At 61.5% G+C, this 22,373-nt stretch carries 20 protein-coding genes; 13 read left to right on the forward strand and 7 right to left on the reverse strand.

What is annotated here, in order from left to right:
• Positions 1-49: 49 nt before the first annotated feature.
• Positions 50-1,147, reverse strand: a complete 1,098-nt coding sequence (locus tag ASD02_RS06840; RefSeq protein WP_057212701.1) for a carboxynorspermidine decarboxylase — start codon at positions 1,145-1,147, stop codon at positions 50-52.
• Positions 1,148-1,197: 50 nt separating this feature from the next.
• Positions 1,198-2,016 (reverse strand): hypothetical protein, encoded by an 819-nt coding sequence (locus ASD02_RS06845; protein ID WP_057212703.1) that lies wholly within the window; start codon positions 2,014-2,016, stop codon positions 1,198-1,200.
• Positions 2,017-2,778: 762 nt separating this feature from the next.
• Here ASD02_RS06845 and ASD02_RS06850 point away from each other — a divergent pair.
• From ASD02_RS06850 to ASD02_RS06885, 8 genes are all read left to right on the forward strand, one after another.
• A complete protein-coding gene (locus ASD02_RS06850; RefSeq protein WP_057220393.1) occupies positions 2,779-3,825 on the forward strand; it encodes a LacI family DNA-binding transcriptional regulator in 1,047 nt (348 codons plus the stop codon).
• Between the two features lie 2 nt (positions 3,826-3,827).
• Positions 3,828-4,805: an ABC transporter permease subunit gene (locus tag ASD02_RS06855; RefSeq protein ID WP_057212705.1), complete on the forward strand. Its 978-nt coding sequence runs from the start codon at positions 3,828-3,830 to the stop codon at positions 4,803-4,805.
• Positions 4,805-5,701 (forward strand): carbohydrate ABC transporter permease, encoded by an 897-nt coding sequence (locus tag ASD02_RS06860; protein ID WP_025429690.1) that lies wholly within the window; start codon positions 4,805-4,807, stop codon positions 5,699-5,701. Before ASD02_RS06855 ends, ASD02_RS06860 begins: the two co-directional genes overlap by 1 nt.
• Before the next feature lie 49 nt (positions 5,702-5,750).
• The gene (locus ASD02_RS06865; RefSeq protein ID WP_225906381.1) at positions 5,751-7,175 is read left to right on the forward strand and encodes an extracellular solute-binding protein; all 1,425 of its coding nucleotides are present in this window, start codon (positions 5,751-5,753) and stop codon (positions 7,173-7,175) included.
• Positions 7,162-8,346: an ADP-ribosylglycohydrolase family protein gene (locus ASD02_RS06870; RefSeq protein ID WP_057212708.1), complete on the forward strand. Its 1,185-nt coding sequence runs from the start codon at positions 7,162-7,164 to the stop codon at positions 8,344-8,346. The genes ASD02_RS06865 and ASD02_RS06870 overlap by 14 nt, the downstream gene beginning before the upstream one ends.
• Before the next feature lie 17 nt (positions 8,347-8,363).
• On the forward strand, positions 8,364-10,472 hold the full coding sequence (locus tag ASD02_RS06875; protein ID WP_244494184.1) for an ADP-ribosylglycohydrolase family protein: 2,109 nt from the start codon (positions 8,364-8,366) through the stop codon (positions 10,470-10,472).
• Between the two features lie 78 nt (positions 10,473-10,550).
• Complete coding sequence (ugpC, locus tag ASD02_RS06880; RefSeq protein WP_057205894.1) at positions 10,551-11,606, forward strand: sn-glycerol-3-phosphate ABC transporter ATP-binding protein UgpC; 1,056 nt, start codon at positions 10,551-10,553, stop codon at positions 11,604-11,606.
• Positions 11,603-12,820 carry a CoA transferase gene (locus tag ASD02_RS06885; protein ID WP_057212711.1) on the forward strand — a complete coding sequence of 406 codons (1,218 nt, stop codon included), beginning with the start codon at positions 11,603-11,605 and terminating at the stop codon, positions 12,818-12,820. Before ugpC ends, ASD02_RS06885 begins: the two co-directional genes overlap by 4 nt.
• Positions 12,821-12,857: 37 nt before the next feature.
• Here the strand turns inward: ASD02_RS06885 and ASD02_RS06890 are convergent, their stop codons facing one another.
• Entirely contained in the window at positions 12,858-13,271 is a 414-nt protein-coding gene (locus ASD02_RS06890) for a VOC family protein (RefSeq protein ID WP_057206150.1), read from the reverse strand.
• A gap of 2 nt (positions 13,272-13,273) precedes the next feature.
• A complete protein-coding gene (locus tag ASD02_RS06895) occupies positions 13,274-14,290 on the reverse strand; it encodes a threonine/serine dehydratase (RefSeq protein WP_057205899.1) in 1,017 nt (338 codons plus the stop codon).
• A gap of 86 nt (positions 14,291-14,376) precedes the next feature.
• On the opposite strand from ASD02_RS06895, the gene ASD02_RS06900 reads away from it, so the two are divergent.
• Positions 14,377-15,711 carry a PLP-dependent aminotransferase family protein gene (locus ASD02_RS06900; protein WP_057212713.1) on the forward strand — a complete coding sequence of 445 codons (1,335 nt, stop codon included), beginning with the start codon at positions 14,377-14,379 and terminating at the stop codon, positions 15,709-15,711.
• Positions 15,712-15,828: 117 nt separating this feature from the next.
• Here the strand turns inward: ASD02_RS06900 and ASD02_RS06905 are convergent, their stop codons facing one another.
• On the reverse strand, positions 15,829-16,266 hold the full coding sequence (locus ASD02_RS06905) for a hypothetical protein (RefSeq protein ID WP_057212715.1): 438 nt from the start codon (positions 16,264-16,266) through the stop codon (positions 15,829-15,831).
• 223 nt (positions 16,267-16,489) lie between these two features.
• On the opposite strand from ASD02_RS06905, the gene ASD02_RS06910 reads away from it, so the two are divergent.
• The 3 genes from ASD02_RS06910 to ASD02_RS06920 all read left to right on the forward strand — a co-directional run bounded on the left by ASD02_RS06910 (position 16,490) and on the right by ASD02_RS06920 (position 19,551).
• Complete coding sequence (locus tag ASD02_RS06910) at positions 16,490-16,825, forward strand: hypothetical protein (protein ID WP_025429700.1); 336 nt, start codon at positions 16,490-16,492, stop codon at positions 16,823-16,825.
• A 521-nt stretch (positions 16,826-17,346) separates the two neighbouring features.
• The gene (locus ASD02_RS06915; RefSeq protein WP_057212717.1) at positions 17,347-19,299 is read left to right on the forward strand and encodes a hypothetical protein; all 1,953 of its coding nucleotides are present in this window, start codon (positions 17,347-17,349) and stop codon (positions 19,297-19,299) included.
• Positions 19,300-19,332: 33 nt separating this feature from the next.
• Complete coding sequence (locus ASD02_RS06920) at positions 19,333-19,551, forward strand: hypothetical protein (protein WP_057205904.1); 219 nt, start codon at positions 19,333-19,335, stop codon at positions 19,549-19,551.
• A 213-nt stretch (positions 19,552-19,764) separates the two neighbouring features.
• On the opposite strand, the gene ASD02_RS06925 is transcribed toward ASD02_RS06920, so the two are convergent.
• Positions 19,765-20,232: a GNAT family N-acetyltransferase gene (locus ASD02_RS06925; protein WP_025429703.1), complete on the reverse strand. Its 468-nt coding sequence runs from the start codon at positions 20,230-20,232 to the stop codon at positions 19,765-19,767.
• Positions 20,233-20,698: 466 nt separating this feature from the next.
• Complete coding sequence (locus ASD02_RS06930) at positions 20,699-22,057, reverse strand: dicarboxylate/amino acid:cation symporter (RefSeq protein WP_057220394.1); 1,359 nt, start codon at positions 22,055-22,057, stop codon at positions 20,699-20,701.
• Between ASD02_RS06930 and ASD02_RS37995 the strand changes: the two genes are divergently transcribed.
• Positions 22,014-22,307, forward strand: a complete 294-nt coding sequence (locus tag ASD02_RS37995) for a hypothetical protein (RefSeq protein ID WP_107027870.1) — start codon at positions 22,014-22,016, stop codon at positions 22,305-22,307. The two genes, ASD02_RS06930 and ASD02_RS37995, sit on opposite strands and share 44 nt — an antisense overlap.
• Positions 22,308-22,373 lie beyond the last annotated feature (66 nt).

A 22,373-nucleotide genomic window follows, 5' to 3' on the forward strand; every position in this document is an offset into this window, starting at 1 on the left:
CTAAAGCATCTTATCCGCCTTAAGTGATTCCACTTAAAGGCGGGATGCTTTAGGAAAGGCTCTGTTCGTAGTCGGCGAAGGTGAATTCGCGGACAAGCCTGACGCTGCCGTCAAGGTCTCGGATGGCGATCGATGGCATGCCGACGCCGTTGAACCAGTTCTTCTTGACCATGGTGTAGCCGGCCGCATCCTGGAACGAGACGCGGTCGCCGACCTTCAATGGCTCGGGAAAGCGGAACTCGCCGAAGATATCGCCGGCAAGGCAGGATTTGCCGCAGATCATGACGCTGTGTGGGCCAGCATTGGGCTCGACCTTTGCGCTTTCGCGGTAGATCAAGAGGTCCAGCATATGCGCCTCGATCGAGCTGTCGACGATGGCCAGATCCTTGCCGTTGTTGAGCGTGTCGAGAACGGTGGTCTCGAGCGTCGTGCTCCGGGTGATCGACGCTTCGCCCGGCTCGAGATAGACCTGGACGCCATGGCAGCCGGAAAAGGCCTTCAGGCGCTCGCAGAAGGCATCGACCGGATAGTCGTCGCCGGTGAAGTGAATACCGCCGCCTAGGCTGATCCACTCGGCGCGGGAAAGTAGCGCGCCGAACTTTTCCTCGATCTCCGACAGCATCCGGTCGAACAGGCCGAAGTCCTTGTTCTCGCAGTTGTTGTGGATCATGAAGCCGCTGATGCGGTCCATGACGGCCTCGACCTTGGCCGCATCCCATTCGCCGAGCCGGCTGAAGGGGCGGGCGGGATCGGCAAGGTCGAAACTGGATGAGCTCATTCCCGGATTGAGGCGCAGGCCGCGGGCGAGGCCGGATGCCTTGTCCGCGAAACGGTCCAGCTGGCCGATCGAGTTGAAGATGATCTTGTCGGCATGGCCGATCACCTCTTCGATTTCGTTGTCGCCATAGGCGACGCTGTAGGCATGGGTTTCGCCGCCGAATTTCTCGCGCCCGAGCCGCACCTCATAGAGCGACGAAGAGGTCGTGCCATCCATGTATTCGCGCATCAGATCGAAGACCGACCAGGTGGCGAAACACTTGAGCGCGAGGAGCGCCTTGGCCCCCGATTTGTCGCGCACGTAAGCGATCTTCTCCATGTTTCGAAGCAGCTTCGCCTTGTCGATCAAGTAATAGGGGGTCTGGATCATGATGTGCCTTGTGTCTTCAAAAGCTCGCGGTGTCGGTGAAAGGACTAGGGCTATCTGATGTGCAACCCGAGTGCCCGTCGTTTCATGGCGCGGGCGGCAAGCGAGATATTGACCGAGCGCTTCGAGCGGTAATTCGTGGCCAATGTCGCCGCCCTGCCAGCGTCGCCCAACAGGATGGAGGTGGGCAAGCGCTCGGGAGCGTGAGAACCGCTTGGCGCCGACGTCGGTTGGAACACTTCGTCTCCCGTCGAGCCCAACCAGATCAGCTCGTGCTCGGCGGGTCGCCGGAGAAAGGCCGCGGCCTCAAGAAAGTCGGCTTGAGCGGCCGCATCCTGCGGGTCGAGAAGAAGGCGTTCCTGGCTGGCGTGGATCGCCGTCCCGATCCTGTGCGGATCGTCCTTCGGTTTGCGCCACAGCAGATATCGTCCGTCGATCACGTCGATATATTCGTCGATCCTGCCGACGGGCAGAGGCTCTTCGGCAAACGGCCCGAAGAACTGGAAGGGATCTGCGGCGGATGCCGGTTCGCGGCTTGCGCATCTGTCCTCCCAAGCTTCGCGCTCGAAGTCGACAATACGTGCGACCGAGACCGCGATTTGCGGCCAGTTCGAAAGCGCTTGCTCGGCTACGCAAAGCGGCAGACCAGCGGCGCGCCAGAGGGCGTGGAGGATGGCAAGGCTGACACGCGCCGTTGCCGACAGGTCGAAGCACTCCGGATCGCCTGCGTCGGCCGGGCGTCGCGCGCCCCTCAGCATGTCGCAATCGAAAAGTTCGCCGAGCGCTGCCCGACTTTCGCCGAATGCGGTGACGATTTCGAGCTCGGTGAACAGGCCCGAGTGCCAGCTGTCAATTTGCGGGATGTTTTTCATATACGCTGTCGAGAACTAAGGGCCTGCTCGCTATCAGGAAGTCCGCACAAGGCGGCACGAGCCGGCGATCGATTTCATCGTCTCAGCCAAAAGAGAGATAGCTGGGATGGAGTGACATACCCCGGTCGCGTACGACAAAAGCCGCGGCCGGGTTACGATCCCGTTTTCAGGCGCGCGGGTTCTCGAAGGGCATATGAAGTCACGATCAGCATGCCACTATCGTAATTGCGACGGCGCGTATGTCAAGGCGATGCGCCGGATGTGCGGAACCGCCGCACTTTCCCCATGCCCTTCCGCCCAATGGTGCCAGCCGCCCCCGTCCGGTCTCAGCCCAGCAAGGTTGCTGACTGCGGCGCAGCGGCCGAATTGAACGGAAATACGGTGGACGCTGGTTTGGCCGTGCTCGGATCTGAAGGTGAGACGGGAGCCTCACGAGATGGAACAAAATCGCGGCCGCCGTGCGATTATTGGAAGAGCGATCCCGCTCTGGCTTCCGTTCTGGTTTTGCATTGATTGAGAACCGGCGCCCGAGCTGTCACATTATCAGGGTCGCTTGACGTGCAGCCATCCTCCCGGCTGCGATAGCGATGTTCCCTCTGGAGGTTATACACCTCTCAATTTGAGGCCGCCGTCCTGAACGGTGGCCTTTTTCTTTTTCTGTGTTCGACCGCTGGCAAAGCCGCATCCGAAGGGGTGGACTTGCGGACCCGAAATCTCCGTGGTAACGTTCCCACGAGTTCATGCCATGGGAGGGCGTGTTTGATGCAGCGGAGGCGGCCGACGATCATTGACGTCGCGCGCAAGGCAGGGGTGTCCAAGAGCACCGCCGGCCGGGCACTCTCCGGCGCGTCCAATGTCACGGACGAGGCGCGCGAGCGGGTTCTCGATGCGGCCCGTGCCGTCGGCTATGAGCGCAACGATCTCGCCGTCGGCATGCGGTCCGGCCGCACCGGTTTGCTTGGTCTCGTCATCCCTGACATTACCAACCCGTTCTGGGCCGAGGTGGCGCGCGGTGCGCAGGATCGCGCGGTCGAAAACGGGGCCTCGCTGCTGGTGTTTTCTTCCGATTGGGATCACAGCCGCGAAGCCAGCCACCTCCGGGCCCTGCGGCAGGCACGCGTCGATGGCGCGATTATCAATCCGGTGGCCGACAATTTCGACGATCTCCACAGGTTCGGACTGCCCTTCGTGCTGATCGGCTCGAGTGCCGAGCGTTTTCCGGCGACCTCCAGTGTCGGTTCCGATATCGCCCAGGCGGTACGGCTCGGCATGGACCATCTGGTTTCCAAGGGGCATCATGCGCCGGCGCTGATCCTGGGGCCGAAGTCGCGTATCGCGCGGGCCCGGTTTCTGCGGACTTTCCACGAACATTGCGTCGACCGCGACATCGACCCGACAGCACTTCCAATGGAAGACGGTGAATATACCGTCGAAGGCGGGCGCACGGCGATGATGCGGCTGCTGCAACGCGACCGGGTCGGCCATCTCGCGGTCTTCGCCGCCAACGATCTGATGGCGCTTGGCGCCATGGTCGCAGTCCGCGAAGCCGGGCTTCGCTGCCCGGAGGATGTCTCGATCCTCGGTTTCGACGGCATTCCCGCAGGCGCTTTTTCCTGGCCGGGACTGACGACGGTTGCCAAGCCCGGGCGTGAGATCGGCGTGCGCGCCGTCGACTGCCTGTTCGATGAAATCGCCGGCCGTCCCGAGCATGGCCGGGTGTTCATGCCATGCCGGCTGATCGAGCGCGGCTCGTTGGCCGATCTGTCGCTTGACCAGCCCAGACGCGCAGCAAGCTCCGGGAGGGGGTAGGAATGACCAATCGTGACGAGGCGGTGATCTCGCCTAAGTTTGGGAACGTTCCCAAATCAAGCGCACGCCGCAGGACGGGACGCGTTGCGCTCGCCGCCGACGGCTGGCGGCGCTGGTGGCCCTATTACGTCATGATGGCGCCGGGCATCCTGTTCTTCCTCGTCTTCCATTACCTGCCGATCTGGGAGGCGCGCATCGCCTTCGAACAGGTCCGGATCGTGCCGCCCAACATCTGGGTGGGCATCAAGCATTTCCAAGTGCTGTTCTCCTCGCCGGTGTTCTGGCAGGTGCTGGCCAACACGCTGATCATCTCGGCGATGAAGATGGTGTTCTTCCTGCCGGTGCCGATCATCGTCGCGCTGCTACTGAACGAGGTTCGCGGCGGGTCGCTGCGCAAGTTCATCCAGTCGGCGATCTACCTGCCGCATTTCCTGTCCTGGGTGGTGATCGCCGGCATCTTCATTGCGGCGCTGTCGCCGACCGACGGTGCCGTCAACAATCTCATGGGCATGGCCGGCATGGCGCCCCGATCGTTCATGACCGATACCGGCGCTATCCGCTGGGTACTCGTCTTCACGGAAATCTGGCGTTCGGCCGGTTGGGACAGCCTGCTCTATCTCGCCGCCATCATCGCCATCGACCAGCAGCTCTATGACGCAGCCGAGATCGACGGCGCCAACCGCTGGCAGAAGATCAGGCATGTCACCCTGCCGGGCATCGTGCCGACGATCGCGACGCTGTTCATCCTCAACGCCGGCATGTTCCTCAACGCCGACCTCAACCAGGTGATCAACCTCTCCAACGACGTAGTGCGCAGCAAGATCGATATCGTCGACACCTATGTCTACCGCATCGGTTTGCAGACCGGCGAATACTCGCTGGCAACGGCCGCCGGCCTGTTCAAGGCCGTGCTCGGCACGATGATGATCGTGATTGCCCACTTCGTTTCCAAACGCCTGACCGGGAAGGGAGTCTGGTAATGGCCCTGTCACGCAAGACCCCGATCGAACGCATCGAATATGCGATCATCGTTTCGACGCTGCTGTTGCTCGTCGTCGTCACGGTCCAGCCGATCCTCAACCTGCTCGCCGTCTCGCTGTCCGAGCCGGCAAAGGTGCCGGGCATGAGCGGGCTGACCATCATACCCAGGGGCTTCTCCTTCGAGGTCTGGAGCGTTCTCCTGCAGCACCCCAATGTGCAGCGCGGCATCTTCAACTCGATCTTCATCACCGCCGTCAGTACCGTGATCGGCGTCGTCGGTACCGCGCTGATGGCCTGGGGGCTTTCGAGGCCCGGTCTGCCGGGCCGCAAGGCGCTGTTCATCTTCGTTCTCGTCACCATCGTGTTCGAGCCCGGCATCATTCCGGACTACTTCGTCAACAAGCGCCTCGGCCTTCTCGACAGCTACTGGTCTGTCATCCTCTTCAAGGCGGTCAACGCCTGGTACCTGATCATCCTCATCCGCTTCTTCGAGGAAATCCCGAAGGAGCTGCTGGAAGCCGCCGAACTCGATGGCGCCAACCCTTTCCAAGTGTTCTGGCATCTGGTCCTTCCGCTCGCCAAGCCGGCGCTCGCGACCATCTCGCTGTTTTATCTCGTCTTTCACTGGAACGAGTTCTTCCGCGCGATGATCTATCTGAACGATCAGGGCAAATGGCCGCTGCAGGTGGTGCTGCGCCAGTTCGTGATCGACGGCGACAAGGTTGCGATCGTCGGCGCCAACAACGCCAGCAACAATACCGGCGCGAGCCAGATCGATCTGAGGTCGCTCAAGGCCGGGATGATCCTTCTGACCATCGTACCGATCCTGGCGATCTACCCGCTGATCCTGAAATTCTTCACTAAGGGAACCATGAGCGGCGCGCTCAAGGGCTGACGACGACACGAGACACAACAAAGAAGCCTATCTAAACGGAGGAGACGAAATGCTTAGAAAAATGGTCCTGCTGGCATCGACAGCCCTGGCGCTCAGCCTTGGTGCCGCCGCCCCGACAATGGCCGAACCGGTCAAGATCCGGGTTGTGTCCAAGGACTTCACCCCGTCCAACCCAGACGACGTCAAGCACCTGCAGCGTATTGAGGAAGCGTTGCGGGCGCAGGGCACCGATCTCGACATCGAACTCGTCGACCTGCCGTCTTCCGGCTATGCCGACAAGCTGTCGGTCATGCTGCTTTCTGGCGATATCCCCGACCTGATCTATTTTCAGGGTGGCGACGCCAAGATGGTCGAGCAGGGCGTGCTTGAAGACCTCGGCCCGATGTTGGCCGACACCAAGTACCTGAAGGACGCGCTGTGGCCGCACAATGTCGAGCGCCTCAAGAACTATCCCTACCTGCTCTACGTCTATCCGGTGCGCGGACCCCAGCCGGTGATCCGCAAGGACTGGCTGGAAAAGACCGGCCTCAAGGCGCCCGAAACCGTCGAAGACTATGTGACTTTGTTCAAGGCCATCAAGGACGGTGATCTCGACGGCAATGGCGTCGCCGACAGCTACGGCGTGACCACGGCCGACAACACCAACGAGCTCGATTCGATCTTCAACCAGGCCTTCGGCATCACCGGAACCTGGATGAAGAACGCAGGCGGTGAGTGGGTGCAGTCGCGCATCACCTCCCAAGAGAAGGATAAGATCGCCTTCTACGCCTCGCTGCGCGAGCAGGGCCTCTACGATCCCGAATACATCACCACCAAGTTCGACGTGAAGGAAGACAAGTTCTACACCGGCCGGGCGGGCGTGATCTTCGGCTCCTCCGGCGAAGTCATCGACATCTATGGCGGCAAGATGCGCCAGGTCCATCCGGGTACCGAACTGGTGCTTCTGGCGCCACCGAAGGGACCGGGCGGGCAGGGCCTTGCAGCGGTCGACGTCTCCAAGGAATCGCGCGGGCTGGCGATTTCCGCCATCTCCGAGCACAAGGCCGAAGTGATGAAGCTGCTCGACTTCATGGCGAGCCCCGAAGGCCAGATGTTCGATCGCCTCGGCTTCGAGGGTCAGGAATACACCAAGGACGGCGACAGCTACAAAGTCACCGACAAGATCGCGACCTGGTACGCCCGTTTCATGGTTGCGGCCAACTGGACCCCACCCGTCGTTTGGCAGTCCGAAGCGGCGCAGCAGTCGCTGGCGACGATCCAGAAGGACTTCAAGCCGGACAACACCTTCGTGTGGCCGGCGGACTACGCGGCCGATCTCGACGCGACCGAAAACGTCTATCGGTCCTGGGTCTACAAGTTCATCTCCGGCGCCGCCAAGATGGATCAGTGGGACCAGTATGTCGCGGAGTGGGAAGCGGCAGGGGGAAAACGTCTCAACGAGTATGCAAGGACAGTTCTAGATGCAGAAAAGTAGCGTTCAAGGGCTCTCCCTGAAGGGGAGGGTCCGCGCGCTCATCCATGGCGTCGCGCTCGGCGACGCCATGGGGGCGCCGGTCGAAAAGCTGCCGGCCGCGGAGATCGCGGCCAAGTATGGGCGGGTGACGTCGCTTAACACCGAGTGGCACAAGATGTCGCTGGATGCCACGGCCCGCAACGGCCGGGTGCGTGGCAACGGCATCGTCACCGACGACACGCTGATGACGCTCTGCCTGATGGATATCTATGGCGAGGTCCGCAGGCATCTCGATGCCTGGGACATGGCCGATGGCATGGTCAAGCAGATCGCCTGGGTGCCGCGCTACGTGCCGGAACTGCAGCGAGAAGCGATGCTGATCGAGCGGCTGTTCTATCCCGAGAAGTGGATATTCCAGCGCCACCAGCTTACCTCGTGCGATCCGCGGCAAGGTGGCATCGGCAACATGGTCAATTGCGGCGCGGCGATGTACGTGGCGCCGATCGGCGTCGTCAATGCCTGCGATCCGAAGGCCGCCTATGACGAGGCGATCGCGTTTGCCTCCGGGCATCAGGAAAGCTTCGGGCTTGAGGCAGCGGGCGCGTTTGCCGCTGCAGTCGCCGCGGCCTTCATCCCGGGAACGGATATCGAAGGTGTGATCGAAGCGGTTCTGGCACTGGCCAAGGACGGCACGCGCAACGCCATTGCTGACATCGCCGAGGTTGCCCGCAAGCTCAAGGCGCAGGGTGCGGACTATCAGACCGTCGTTGCCGCGTTTCATGCGGCCATCGCGCCCTATTCTCCCATGGGCGACGACGTCAACCACACGCCCGCCAAGGCAGGGCGGCTGACTGCCGCCTATCAGCCAAGCCGCCTCGGCTCGATCGAGGAACTGCCTTTGGCACTTGGATTCTGCCTGTTCAACGACGGCGATTTCCGCCGGTCGATCGAGGATGGCATCAATTCCGGCCGCGATACCGACTCGATCGGCGTCATGGCCGGCGCGATTCTTGGCGCGATGCACGGCGAAGGCGTCATCGACATTGCCGACCACGCCCTGCTCGATCAGGTCAATAAGTTGAACCTCACCGCCGCCGCCGATCGGTTCACCGAAACGGCGACAACCATCCAGGCCGCCGACCAGGCGGCCGCCGACCGGCGGACCAGCTTCCGCGCCGCCCTCACATTCTGATTGATAACGAAAGACGCATGATGCCCAAGCTCAGCAAAGAGACGATTTACGAGAAGATCTATGCCGGTTTCATCGGCAAGGCCATTGGCGTTCGCCTTGGCGCACCGGTCGAACCGACGATCTGGAGCTATGAGCGCGTCCAGAAGGCCTATGGCGAAGTCACCCAGTACCTGCGCGATTTCAAGAATTTTGCCGCCGACGATGACACCAACGGCCCGGTCTACTTCATCCGTGCTCTGCGCGACTATGGCCTCAAGGCCAGTGCCGCCGATGTCGGCAAGACCTGGGTGAACTATGCCGCCGAAGAGCATGGCATGTACTGGTGGGGCGGTTTCGGCGTCTCGACCGAACACACCGCCTACCGCAACCTGCGCGCCGGCATCCCCGCGCCGCAGTCAGGATCGATCGCCCAGAACGGCGCAACCGTTGCCGAACAGATCGGCGGCCAGATCTTCATCGACAGCTGGGGATGGGTGCATCCGGGCGAGCCGCAGAAGGCGGCCGACGCTTCTGCCCGTGCGGCAAGCGTCGCCCATGACGGCGACGGCCTGAATGGCGCGCGCTTCTGCGCCGCCGCAATCGCCAAGGCATTCGAGGCGACGTCGATCGCCGAGGTGATCGACGCTGCCATGGCAACCATCGACGCGAATTCGACCTATGCCCAGGTAGTGCAGGCCGTCATCGACTTTCACAAAGCCAACCCCGGCAACTGGCGCGCCTGCCGTGACATGCTGACAGCCGAATGGGGTTATGATCGCTATCCCGGCGTCTGCCACATCATCCCGAACGCCGGTGTCACCGTCATGGCGATCCTCTACGGTGAAGGCGATCTGCCGCGCACCGCCGAGATCGCGACCATGGCCGGCTGGGATACCGACTGCAACGCCGGCAATGCCGGTGCCATCGTAGGCACGTTCCAAGGGCTGCAGCCGGGTTGGGACAAGTACCGCAAGCCAATCAACGACTTCATCGTCGCCTCCGGCGTCGTCGGCTCGATCAACATCGTCGATATTCCCTCCTTTGCCCGGGAACTGACCGTGCTGGCGCTGCAACTGCGCGAAGACGATGTGCCGGCCCTTTGGCTTGCGGATTTTACCCGCCGCGGCGTCCGCTTCGATTTCGACCTGCCGGGCTCGACCCATGGTTTCCGCACCGAGGGTTTCAACCAGATCAGCCTCAAGGGCTCGGTTGAAAGACAGGCTGAAGGCTCGCGCGGCTCGCTCGAAATCCAGCTCGACCGGCTTGAGCGCGGCCAGGGCGGTCGGATCTTCTGGAAGCCGTTCTATCGCCGCTCCGATTTCGACGACGAGCGTTATCGTCCGATGTTCTCGCCGCTGGTCGATGCCGGCCAGAAGGTGTCGTTCAAGCTATGGCTCGATCCGTGGAACGGTGACGGCAACCTGCGCGTCGCGCCCTATATCCGCCGCGCGATGTCAGGCGCGATCGAAGAGACCGGTGCGTGGCACGTTCCCAACCACGAAGGCTGGCAGGACTACGCATTCACCGTGCCGGAAGGTGCCGAAGCGATCGACGAGGTCGGCATCCAGGTCGAGTATTTCGGCCGTCTGAAATTCCTCGGCCGCCTGTTCCTCGCCGATTTCAAGATCGAGGGTGCTGGCAAGACTGTCATCGACCCCAAGACCGAAGTGCAGGAGTGGGGTGCGATCTCGCGCTTTACCTGGAACCGTGGTCACTGGACGCTGCAGGACGGCCGCATTCACGCCCATACGGCCAGCGATGCCGATATGTGGACGGGCCATTACTACGCCCGCGACGTCGAGGTCCTGGCGGATATCAAGCCGCTTACCGGGCCGTCGCAACTGGTGACGGCCCGCGTGCAGGGCACCAGCCGGTTCTATGCCGCAGGCTTCGACGGCGACGACGTCGTCATCCTCAAGGAGGATTTCGGCACCACCGTTCTCGCGCGCGCCCCGTTCAAGCGTGAGCTCGGCAAGAGCTACGGTTTCGCGTTTTCGGTAAAGGGCGATGCGCTGTCCTTTGCCATCGACGGCAAGCCGTTGATCGAGGCGAGCGATGACCAGTTTGCCTATGGCATGGCCGGCCTTCGCCTCGGCGCGCTCGGTCGCATGAGCGTCGGAACGTTCGAGATTATCGAGTCCGCCTGAGCGGGTTTGATCCTGCCTGCCGGTCCAACGGGCCGGCGGGCCAGAACCGCATCGGCCTATCAATTGGGAGGAGAAACCATGTCCGAGATCGAACTGCGGAATGTGGGAAAGAGCTACGGCAGCCTGCCGGTGCTCGATAATATTTCGCTGGACATGGGCAGCGGCGAATTCGTGGTGCTGGTCGGCCCGTCCGGTTGCGGAAAGTCGACGCTGCTGCGGATGATCGCGGGGCTGGAAGACATCAGCGCCGGCGAAATCACCATCGGCGGCCGGATCGTCAACGACATGCCGGCCAAGGAGCGCGACCTTGCCATGGTGTTCCAGAGCTATGCGCTCTATCCGCACATGAAGGTGGCCGACAATATGAGCTTCGCGCTGAAGCTCGCCGGCGTTTCGAAGAGCGAGATCAAGCGTCGCGTCGATGAAGCAGCCGACATCCTTGGCCTTGGGCATCTGCTCGAACGGCTTCCACGCGAATTGTCGGGCGGTCAGCGTCAGCGCGTGGCCATGGGGCGCGCCATCGTGCGCGATCCGCGTGCCTTCCTGTTCGACGAGCCGCTCTCCAATCTCGACGCCAAGCTCCGGGTGAAGATGCGCGGCGAGATCAAGAAGCTGCACCAGCGGCTGGGCAAGACCACGATCTATGTCACCCACGACCAGACCGAGGCCATGACCATGGCCGACAAGATCGTGGTTCTGAACGGTGGCAAGATCGAGCAGATGGGGCCGCCGCTGGAGCTTTACAAAAACCCGCAGAACCTGTTCGTTGCCAGCTTCATCGGCTCGCCTGAGATCAACCTCTTGCGTGGCGAGGTCGACGGCCAGATGCTACGGCTTGCCGACGACGCCCGCCTGCCGCTGCCTTCGGGCCATGGGCTCGCACAGGGGCGCAAGGTCGTCTACGGCATCCGCCCGCAACACATCCAGCTTGCCGACAACGGCATCGCCGCCGAGGTTGTGCTGGTCGAGCCGACCGGGGAGGCACAGGAGGTCATGCTGCGACTCGAGACCACGGATATCACCGTGGTTCTCGGCGAAAGCGCATTACTGCAATCGGGCGCGAACGTGACGATCGGCTTCGACACCGCCAATATCCTATTGTTCGACGACAAGACCGGCGGGCGCATCCAATGAGCGAATTTGCCAGGAAACACTGGGATCCGAACGCCGAGGGGCCTCTCGAAGGGGTCAAGGTTCTCGACCTTTCGCGTCTCGTCGCCGGCAACATGTTGTCGCTGCAGCTTGCCGATTTCGGCGCCGACGTGATCAAGATCGAACCGCCGGCCGGTGATCCGCTGCGCGAATGGAAAGACGAAGGCCTGTCGCTGTTCTGGAAGACCTATGGGCGCAACAAGCGCTCTGTCGTCCTGAATTTGCGCGAAACGGCCGACCGCGAGGCACTCTGGGCGCTGGTTGCGAGCGCCGACGTCTTCATCGAGAATTTTCGCCCGGGAACGCTCGAACAGATGGGCTTTGGCCCGGAGGCGCTGCTCGCGCGCAATCCCGATCTCGTCGTCGTGCGCATATCCGGTTTCGGGCAGACAGGCCCCTATGCGGAATTTCCCGGCTTCGGCACCATCGTCGAAGGCATGAGCGGCTATGCCTACCGCACCGGTTTTCCCGACCGCGAACCTGTGCTGCCGCCGCTCGCGCTCGCCGACATGATCGCCGGTGTCTACGGCATGTCGGCGACGATGACGGCGCTCTTTGCGCGCGAAAAGGGCAGAGCGCGCGGGCAGGTCATCGACCTGTCGCTGCTGGAGCCGATCTTTTCCGTGCTTGGCCCCGAGGCCGGCATCTACGCGCTCAACGGCACGGTCAAGGAACGCATCGGCAGCGCCTCGAACACCGCATGCCCGCGCAACGTCTACCGCTGCGCCGATGGCAAATACGTCGCGCTCTCCGGTTCGACGCCGGCGGTCGCCCGGCGGATATTCGAGATCATCGGCCGGGCCGACATGAACGATGATCCGCGCTTCCGCTCCAACAGCGAACGCCTCAAGCATCGCGATTTGGTCGATGACGCCATCGGAGCCTGGTTTGCCGTGCGCTCGCATGACGAAGCCCTTGCCACCATGCGCGACAGTGGCGCAACGGTCGGGCCGATCTACAACATTGCCGACGCCACCGAGGACGCACATTTTGCCGAGCGCGAGGTGATCGTATCGCTGGATGATGCGGAGCACGGTGCGCTGCCCATGCACAACATCGTGCCGCGCATGTCCGAAACACCGGGACGCTTCCGGCGTCCGGCACCGGCGCTTGGTGAACATACGGCCGAGGTGCTGGCAGAAGTGGGGTTTAATGCCACGATAGCGGCGGCGATCGTTGCCGGAGCAGGCCGATAAGGCTGCGTCCCGCTTTACGCGCCGGCCATTCGGACCGTTACGGTAAAAGGGGCAGAAGGTCATCTCTACAGACGACATGCACCTTGTTGCCGTCGGGGTCGCGCAGATATGCACCGTAGTAGCCATCTCCATAGTGCGGCCTCGGACCGGGAACGCCCTCGTCCGTACCGCCGGCCGCAAGGCCGGCAGCATGGGCCTGGTCGACCGCCGCAGGTGTCGGCGCGAGAAATGCGACCATGCTACCGTTTCCCACACTGGCAGGCTTCCTGTCGAACGGCTCATAGACGTAGAAGCGCGGCAATGCCTGACCTGATGCGATCCAGCACGCTGCAGCCGGTCCGCCATCCGGAGCAACTGTTCGCCTGACAAGACCAAGAGGCGCGAGAACGGCGTCGTAGAAGACGGAGGCACGATCAAGGTCGCTGCAACCAACCGTGACGTGGCTGAACATGTTCATGCCCTGCCGACCGTTGGCTCTCCACTCGCCAGGATGGCGCCGGCAAGATCCAAATCGACGTTCCGGCCGGATAGCGTGACGGCAAACGTACGTCCCTCGAGCGGTATCTTGCGGGCGAGCACAGCCGCCAACGCGACAGCGCTTCCAGGCTCGAGAGCCAAGCCGAATTCGCTGAAGGCCACGCGCATGGCCTCCTTTGCTTCGTCATCCGTGACAGCAAGCGTACCGGCCAGATCAGGTCTGATGATCTCGAAGGGAATCTCTGCCATGTAGAGCCCGCTGATGGCGTCGCAGATCGAATGGCCGCCTGGTGCCAGGTTGATGCGTTTGCCGGCTGCGAGCGATTTCGCCATCTTCTCGAACCCAACGGCCTCGACGCCATAAACCTTGGTGGACGGAGACGCCTTGCTCAACCCCAGCAGGCAACCGGCGGTCAGTCCGCCGCCGGAGCAGCAGGTCAGCAATACATCGATCTGGGCATTCAGCCTCGCGGCCTGTTCCGCCATTTCAAGCGCGACGGTGCCGGCACCGGCAACCACCCAGAAATCGTCGGCCGGCGGTATAAGCACCCGATCCTCGCGACGCGTGATTTCAGCTGCCACGTCGGCGAGGTCTTTCATCGGAACCTTCACGACGCGTGCTCCATAGGCCGCGATCCGTTCGGCCTTTGCCGCCGGTGCGGTCTCCGGCACGACGACCACGGCTGATGTGCCCATCAGGCCGGCGCAATAGGCAATCGCAAGGCCGTGATTGCCGGAAGACCGGGCGACGACGCCACGCCGCCGTTCGTCGTCGGTCAGCGACCCTACCCTGTTGACCGCGCCACGCAGCTTGAACGAACCCGTGACCTGCAGGCTTTCAGCCTTGAGCAGCAACCGGCCACCATATTTCTGATTGAGATATGGCGATTCCAGCAGGGGCGTCTCGATGCAGTATTTGCCGATACGGCGGGCGGCCGCTTCGACATCGTGTAGAGTTGGCAGGGAAGTTGTCGGGACGGTGGAGAAGGGCATGACATTGATCCGGCGCTGCAATTTGTTTTACAAATGCACCGATGCCATAAGAGTTCAATTGGTTTATTGCCCTCGGAGCATTTGAGATGCTGGATTACCGCGCCGTCGCCGACGTTGTCGCCGGCGAGATCGCCTCTGGAAAGCTGCCGCCCGGTTCGCGGCTGCAGCCGCAAAGAACCTTTGCCTATGAGAGAGGAATAGCGGTCTCGACCGCCAGCCGTGTTTATGCCGAACTCGTTCGCCGCGGTCTGGTTATCGGCGAAGTCGGGCGTGGGACCTTCGTCAGGACGCCGGACCGGCTGCAATCTGCGCGGATCAGCGAGATCGCCGACGCGCCGATCGATTTGCAACTGGCGACATCGGGTTCCCTGGAGCAGGCGGCCCTGATGGCGCCGGCGTTCAAGAACATGGCCAACCCGGCAACACTCTTTGACGCCATGGACGCTCTCGGTCCCTTCGGGCCAAAGGGCGTCGGCGAGATCGTCGCGCGCTATCTCGCGCACGATCATTGGTCCCCGAGGCCTGACGGCATCCTTCTTGCCGGTGGAGGACGCCAAGCGATTGCATGCGCCATGGCAGCTGTCTGCAAACCTGGCGATCGCATCGGTGTCGAGCCGTTGACCTATCCGTCGGTCATCCGCATGGCGGCTCGGCTCGGCTTGCAGCTCGTGCCGCTTGAGATCGACGGTGACGGCGTCGACGTTGCGGCGCTTATCAGGGTGCTTCGCGCGAAGCCGCTCGATGCGATCTACATCCAGCCGACCATCCATAACCCGCTCGGCTTTTCGATGTCGCACGCACGACGAACTGCCCTCGCCGAGGCGCTCGAGGAGACCGGGCTGCTCTGCATCGAGGACGCTGCCTTTGCATTCCTTTCCGACGCGGCACCGCTTGCGGCCTATGCGCCGGAGCGTGTCGTCTACGTCAACAGCATGCAGAAGCGGCTTGGTCCGGGCGTTGGCGTTGGCATTGTCGTCGCGCCGCCGCAGGTCAAGGATCGCATTGCCGCGGTCATGCGTGCCGGAGGCTGGATGGCGTCGTCCCTATCAATGCGCTTGGTGCTATCCTGGATCTCTGACGGCACAGCCGCCCATGTTTCGGAGCTGAAGCGGAAGGATGGGCGCGATCGGCAGTTGCTGACGGCGCGCATTCTCGGCCCCGTGTCGCCGTCGGCGGAAAGCAACGCCTTTCATATCTGGCTCGAACTGCCGGAGATCTGGAGTGCCGGGGCGTTCGTTTCGGCGGCCGCTGTACAAGGCGTCGCCATCACGCCTGCGGGCGTGTTTAGTGCCATCCCAGGGCGTGCACCAAACGCGGTGCGCGTCGCGATCTCCGCTCCGCCGCTCAAGGACCTGGAGCGCGGGCTTCACGTGATCCGATCCCTGCTGGCCTCGGTGCCTGGCGACGCCGAGATCGAGTGACGAAGACTTGAAGCAAGCGGGGGCATGGCCCGGCGCTTTTAATCTCGCCAACATCTCTACATCAGCGAACTACCATCCTGCCGCGCAGCATCTCACAACAGTGAAATGCGGCTCGCGTCAGCCGACGAACAGCGCGCGCAGCCGGGCGAATAGGCCGCTGCGTTCGCCAGTCGAGATCGACCTGACGAGTTCTGCGGCCGTCTGCGCGTTCACCGTTGCACCGAAGTGGCAGTAGCAGATCACGCCGTGCAGCTGCCAGTCGCGCAACTCGAAGAACCTGAGGGCCTCGCCGTAGGTGTCGTTTTCCATGCCTGCGGCACGCAGTACGGTATCTTCGAACGCGACGGAGATCGGCGAGCCGTCGCTGCGCAATGTATCGCGCACGGCAGCGGACTGGTGTTCGGTTTCATACAATGTCGCCAGGTGTCGGGACGGGCTCTGCTCGAGAACCTCCGCCCAACGTTCGAGGCGTTCCCTGCGAGACATGCTCAGCGGCCGGTATTCCGGTTCGATTTGTGCAAAGACTTGCAATTGCTCGCGTGTATGGTGCTTCATTGTGGCCTCCATTTAGACGATAGATGCTCTGCGCCAGCCCATTTCACCCTACCGAAAGCGTGACTCTTGTTGGGCGCGAAGTCCAATCACGATGATGCTTCGTGACCCGCTGCCAATCCGGCGCCGCGACAATCCGTCCACAGGCAACACGCCCGCATGGGCGAAGTACCCAGATTTTGACATCTTGTGGGATCACTCAGGCTGCGTATTGAGGGAGGCTTCCATGAAGACAAAGGCACGCGACCGCGAACTCATCGACGTGATGAGACGATATTTCGCGGCAAAGGCTGAGCTATCCGAGCTACGAGCGCAGCTGGAGCAGGCCAGACGCGCCGCCGGTGCGGACATCGGTAGCTTTTACGATCCGCGCACCAATACCAGCCATGCAGACGACGTCATGCGTTCGCATGCTCTCAACAGCGAGATGCGCTCGCTGATGGATCGAGCCGAAGCCTGGGGCAGACAAGAGATTGCGACATTGAGACGAGATTTGCCGGCGGAGGAGTTGCAATCCGAACCGGATCCAACGGATGAGCCGGCTGCATCCGGTATCGAATAAGCGCCGTCCAACCCTGAGGGCGTGCCGAGAGCCTTGACGCGTGCCCGGATACAGGGACATGCCGCCGGCATGACAACCGTAACTGCGCAAGCGCGATAGGCTCGGAGCGCCAAGTCACCCTGAGCGTGCATTGGCGGTCTTCGGTCAAGCCGTGGCGCCAAGCAGCCAAGCCCCGCTGCAGCATTGGTGCTTTCGATGAACGCAGAGAGCGATCAGGGCCTTCGCCGCGGGACATCGGCCGCGATTCCCTGTCGTTGCGTCAAAAATTGGAATAAAACCTGGAGTGGAACGTAGAATAGATCGCCTGTCGATTACCCATTGGTGCTGGTAAGCTATGGAAACTCCCTTCTCCCACAGTAAATTCCCGGTTGAATTGCGTGAGGTATTAAGACAAACTCTGTCGCGCAATCGTTTGTCCAATCGCTTCCTAGATTAGTGGCCGAAGGGCTTAGATACTGCTGTTGAATTTTTTTCGGCACGCGGATGCCAATCAATATTGGCGGAACGGCTTAAAGGTACAAATGGCTTTCTTGCTGCAAACCTTTGGGGGCTTGAGGCTCGTCGATTCAGAGGGAAGGCAAGTTGCCTATCCCGAGAAAGGTTTGTTACTTCTCGCTTATTTGCTCACGACCAAAGATGGAGCCGAACACCGAACGGTGATGGCCGCATTCTTGTGGGGCAACGAAGACAGTGCCGTTCCGCTCGTGAACATGCGCAAGTTGATTTCCAGGATAAAGGTCCGCCAGGACGAAATTGGAGCGCAATTCCTCTCCTTTACCAGTAGCATGATCCATATGGATCGCGCGTCGTTGTCATCGGACATGGATCCGGCGACCGATAGCGAAATAGCCGATCCCTTGCCCCAGCTCCGCAGCCTTGCAACGCTGATGCACAGGTCATTCCTGGGGGCGGTCGGCTGTCAGAGCCGCGCTTTTTATGGCTGGCTCGCGGAACAGAAAGACCGCCAAAATACCCTTCTCAAAGCTTTGTTGCGAAAAGCGGCGCGCGCGCCGCGTTCGGAGGAAGAGGCTGACGTTCTCAAGGATGCGGGGATATTGCTCATCGAGGCGGAATACGCGGATCCGAATCCCGATACGTTGCAGTTGCTTGTCGAAATCTTTCAAGCCGAAGAGCAAGTCGACCACCTCAGGAAAATTCTCGAGAGGCGACGCGATGCGCTTGCACGAGGTGCCGATCTCGTGAACACCTTGGCGAGCCGGGATGCCGGACCTGGACCGGTCGCACGGCCGTACGCTCGTGCCGCCAGCATGTCCGAACCTGATTTTCAGACTGGATCTGGACAAACGCACCGTCATGCAATCCCTCGTCTGGTGCTGTTGCCTCCAAGCGACTATGTCGGGCGCCCGGACTTTGGCTTCATCGCGAGCGCCCTGATCGAGGACATCACCATCGGGTTTTGCGCCTTCAACAGCCTTCAGGTGATCGCCCACCATTCTGCCGTCCGGATCGGGCGCCAGCTTGAGGACCAGGCTGATTTCTTTGAGCGATTTTCTCTGAACTACATCCTCGACAGCCGGATCAGCAGTCAGACAAGCGAAGGGACGTTGTTCGTCCAGCTCATCTTCTTTCCCGATAATGAAGTCGTGTGGGCGGAAAGGTTCAGCCTGAGCCATCCGGAACTCGTCGCCACCCGGCGTGTGATCGCACGAAACATCGCGCTTTCGGTTTCAAGCGAGATCGAGCGGCATGAGGCGGCGCGTCTTTATCGCGAGCTGAATCCGGCAGCGTACCACAGCTATCTCGTGGGACGACGGCACCTGAACCGGCTGACGCTGCCGGACCTGCGGCGCGCCCGCAAGGAGATGAAGACCGCACTCCATGCGAGCGCCGATTTTGCGCCGGCGCTGAGTTCGATCGCCAGGACCTACTCAAAGGAATGGCTGCTGACGGCACGTGGCGACCTCGAACTGCTGAAGGCGGCCGAGGTGTTTGCTACGCGTGCCATCGGGGCCCGCCGGAATCTGGCAGACGGCTATCGCGAGTTCGGCGTGGCCAAGCTGTTGCAGGGGGCTTTCGATGAAAGCGCGGAAGCAATGGAACTCGCGGAGACGCTTGGTCCCCATTATGCCGATATCATTGCCGACCATGCCGATACACTCGTCCATTGCTCGCTTCCCGGCAAGGCGTTGGAAAAGATCGAACATGCGATTGAGCTCAATCCGTTGAGCCCGGACTCCTATCTCTGGACCGCCGCAGGTGCGAACTACGCGTTGAGTGAATTCGAGACATCGCTGGATTACATCGGACGTATGGCCGATCCGAGCCTGGCCGACAGGCTCTCGGCCGCGAACTGGGCGATGTTGGGCCATAGGGACAGAGCGCGTGTCTTTGTTCGCCGGGTGCGCGAAGCCAACCCCAATTTCGACCTGGACACGTGGCTTGCCGCCGTTCCCAGCAAGGAACAATGGCACAAGGACCTCTACAGAGAAGGCTTGAAGAGGGCAGGATTTTAGACCGAGCAGATCCATAGTGAGAGGGGAATACGGATGGCCAAAGTTGTTGTGATAGGTATCGAAGGTGAGGACGGCCTTTGGATTGTCGATCTGAAGGCTCGCAGCGTCGAGCCGCTGGATTCACCGAAGGCCGGGGGACTGAAGACGGTTGCCGATCTACGTGCCGCCGGGGTGAGCGTGATCAAGGGGGCCGACGTGGCGTTGGTCGTCAAGTCGGCTGCCGCCGCGTCGTCGGGGCACTACGAAGGGTAGGGCGCCGGCTTAAAAAACGGCAGCACAAGCCTGGCTGAAGGCGTGGATTGTCTCGGCCATGGGGTCAAGGTGCAGCGCAATGCTGGTGTGAAGCCTCGGCGTGACTTGGTACGCCCCGAGTTTGGACTGCTGGCGCCAGAGCGTATGCAGCGCGGGGGATGCCTAGCAATCATCCAAGCGAACTCAGGCACGGGCCGGTTACATCACAAATCATCAGCGCGCTGACTCAGGACTCCACTTTAGCGGCTTTGAATAAATCCTGAGCTTCGTAGCCTGATTGTAGCCGCTCGCCTTATAGTATTCGGCAGTGGCGCCCTCACTTTGCGACAAAAGCCACGCGCTCGAAAAGCCGGAACTCAAGGCTTCAGCCTCAAGAAATCTTAGCAGTTGCTTGCCGATGCCACGTCCCTGGTGAGAAGGCAGAACCGCGATTTCAGGAATGTACAGGCCCCTGCCGGCCGCCGACGTATGGGGGAGGCCGATCGCAAAGCCAAGCAACGCGCCATTTTCCAATGCCCCGACGCCGAGCCAACCGGGAGTGGTCGACAACTCGCCCATCCGTGCCGTCGCTCTCTCCAAGGTCCACGCCTCGTTCCAAGGCGGCCCGATATATGCCTTCACGATGATGGCCGCCGCCCGCAACGCGTGGTCTTCATTTATCCGTTGGAAGATGACCGGCATTCAAGCTCCGCTTGTCACGTGCTGTTAAGGCAGAAATCACGGCCATTCAGTATTCCAATCGCTGGCAGATAACAACTCTACGGTATTGCTGATAGTAATTCAAACGCGCTGATTGAAGCGCGAGTATTACCGGCAATCCGCCAGTCTTGAGTTCGGAATGATCTGCCACGATTTGGGGTAGCCGACCTTCGGTCCTGCTTCACTGACGCTATCGATGCGAGGCGTTGCAGCCACCTTAGAAGCCGGTGCGTGCGCAGGTTCCTCGAACTGCAACATCGCGGTCGTGCGACAAGCGCTGCTCAACCTCAGGATAATGCAGGCGGTTTGGCTGGCGCGCGCCAAACCGTGCCGGTGGAAGCTTGAACCAGCACTCATGTGAGAACGAGACTGCCGCAAATGATCCGAGGCACCGAGCGGTTTAGCAAGAAGCCGGCGAGATGCCGGCTTCCTCTGGGTGTGAATCCAATCAGGCCGTCTGGAGGCCTACAGCCGGTTCCGGATCCTCTATGGACTTGCCGGCATTGTAGACGGTCTCGTCGAGAATGCCTTCGCGCTTGGAGACGATCGTTGGCACCAACGCCTGTCCGGCGACGTTGACGGCAGTGCGGCCCATGTCGAGGATCGGGTCGATGGCAAGCAACAGGCCGACACCTTCGAGCGGAAGGCCAAGCGTCGACAGGGTGAGCGTCAGCATGACGGTCGCCCCCGTCAGGCCGGCAGTCGCGGCCGAGCCGAGCACGGAAACGAAGATGATCAGCACATATTCCTGCAGCCCGAGCGGTACGCCAAAGAATTGCGCGATGAAAATCGCCGAGATTGCCGGGTAGATCGCCGCGCAACCATCCATCTTGGTCGTAGCGCCAAGCGGGACGGCAAAGGCGGCAAACTCGCGCGGCACGCCGAGGCTCTTCTCCGTCACGGTTTCGGTGACAGGCAGGGTGCCGACAGAGGAGCGCGAGACGAACGCGAGCTGGATTGCCGGCCATGCACCGGCAAAGAAGCGCGATGGCTTCAGGCCATGCGCGATCAGCAGCGCGGGATAGACGACGAAGAGCACGATGGCGAGGCCGATATAGACAGCAGCTGCATACCAGCCGAGTTGCGCCAGCGTTCCCCAGCCATATTGCGCCACGGCGCGGCCGAGCAGGCCGGTGGTGCCGATCGGCGTCAGGCGAATGACCCACCAGAGGATCTTGCGGACGATCGCGAGAAGCGACTGGTTGAAGGCAAGGAAGGGCTTGGCCGCTTCGCCTGCTTTCAGCGCGGCGGCACCAAAGGCGATGGAAACAACGAGGATCTGCAGCACGTTGAAATTCAACGACGTACTGGCACTTCCTTCCGTCAGCTTGGTGCTTGCCTCCAGGCCCAGCATGTTGCCGGGAACCAGGCCCTTGAGGAAATCAAGCCATGAGCCGGCATAGGACGGCGCCTTGGCAGCCTCCTGCGACACCGCCGAGCCGACGCCTGGCTGGATGATGAGGCCGAGCGCGATGCCGATGATGACAGCGATGAACGAGGTGATCGCGAACCAGAGGAGGGTTTGCCAGACGAGCTTCGCTGCATTCTGAAGCGTCGCCAGATTGGCAATGGAGGCAACGATCGCCGTGAACACGAGCGGCGGGACCAACGCGCGCAGAAGCTGCACGAAGATGGAGCCGATCGTCTGGAGCGTCACGGTCAACCAGTTGGGGTTGCCGGCCGCATCGACGCCCATGTTTCGGGCGATGAGGCCGAGCAGCAGTCCAATGACCATGGCTGCCAGAACTTGGAAACCGAAGGACATGAAAAACGGCTTCGGCGGGGATTTGATAGTGGCTTGGGACACGATTCACACTCGATTGATTGATGGAGCAGAGCGTTCGGGAGGAAACTTCCGCAACGGCGACAAATTAGTCAAGGTTGTGACAGAGGATAAGCAACCGTTTGGCTCGGGACCAATCATAGGTGGAATAATTTTCCCGGTTGAACGCTTGGCCACGGTGCATGGCGGAGGGGCGAAACCGGCAATCCGTTACGTTGCGCCCGTTTGCTGGGCCGCAAGCCGTGTATTCGGGCGCTGGCGGGTAGCAGCGTAAGCTATCCACACATACCAATCCGACGCCACTGCTCTATCTGGTGCCTGTGGATTTCACCCTGAGGAG

It is taken from the genome of Ensifer sp. Root1252, assembly GCF_001425885.1.
Lineage (GTDB): Bacteria > Pseudomonadota > Alphaproteobacteria > Rhizobiales > Rhizobiaceae > Ensifer > Ensifer canadensis.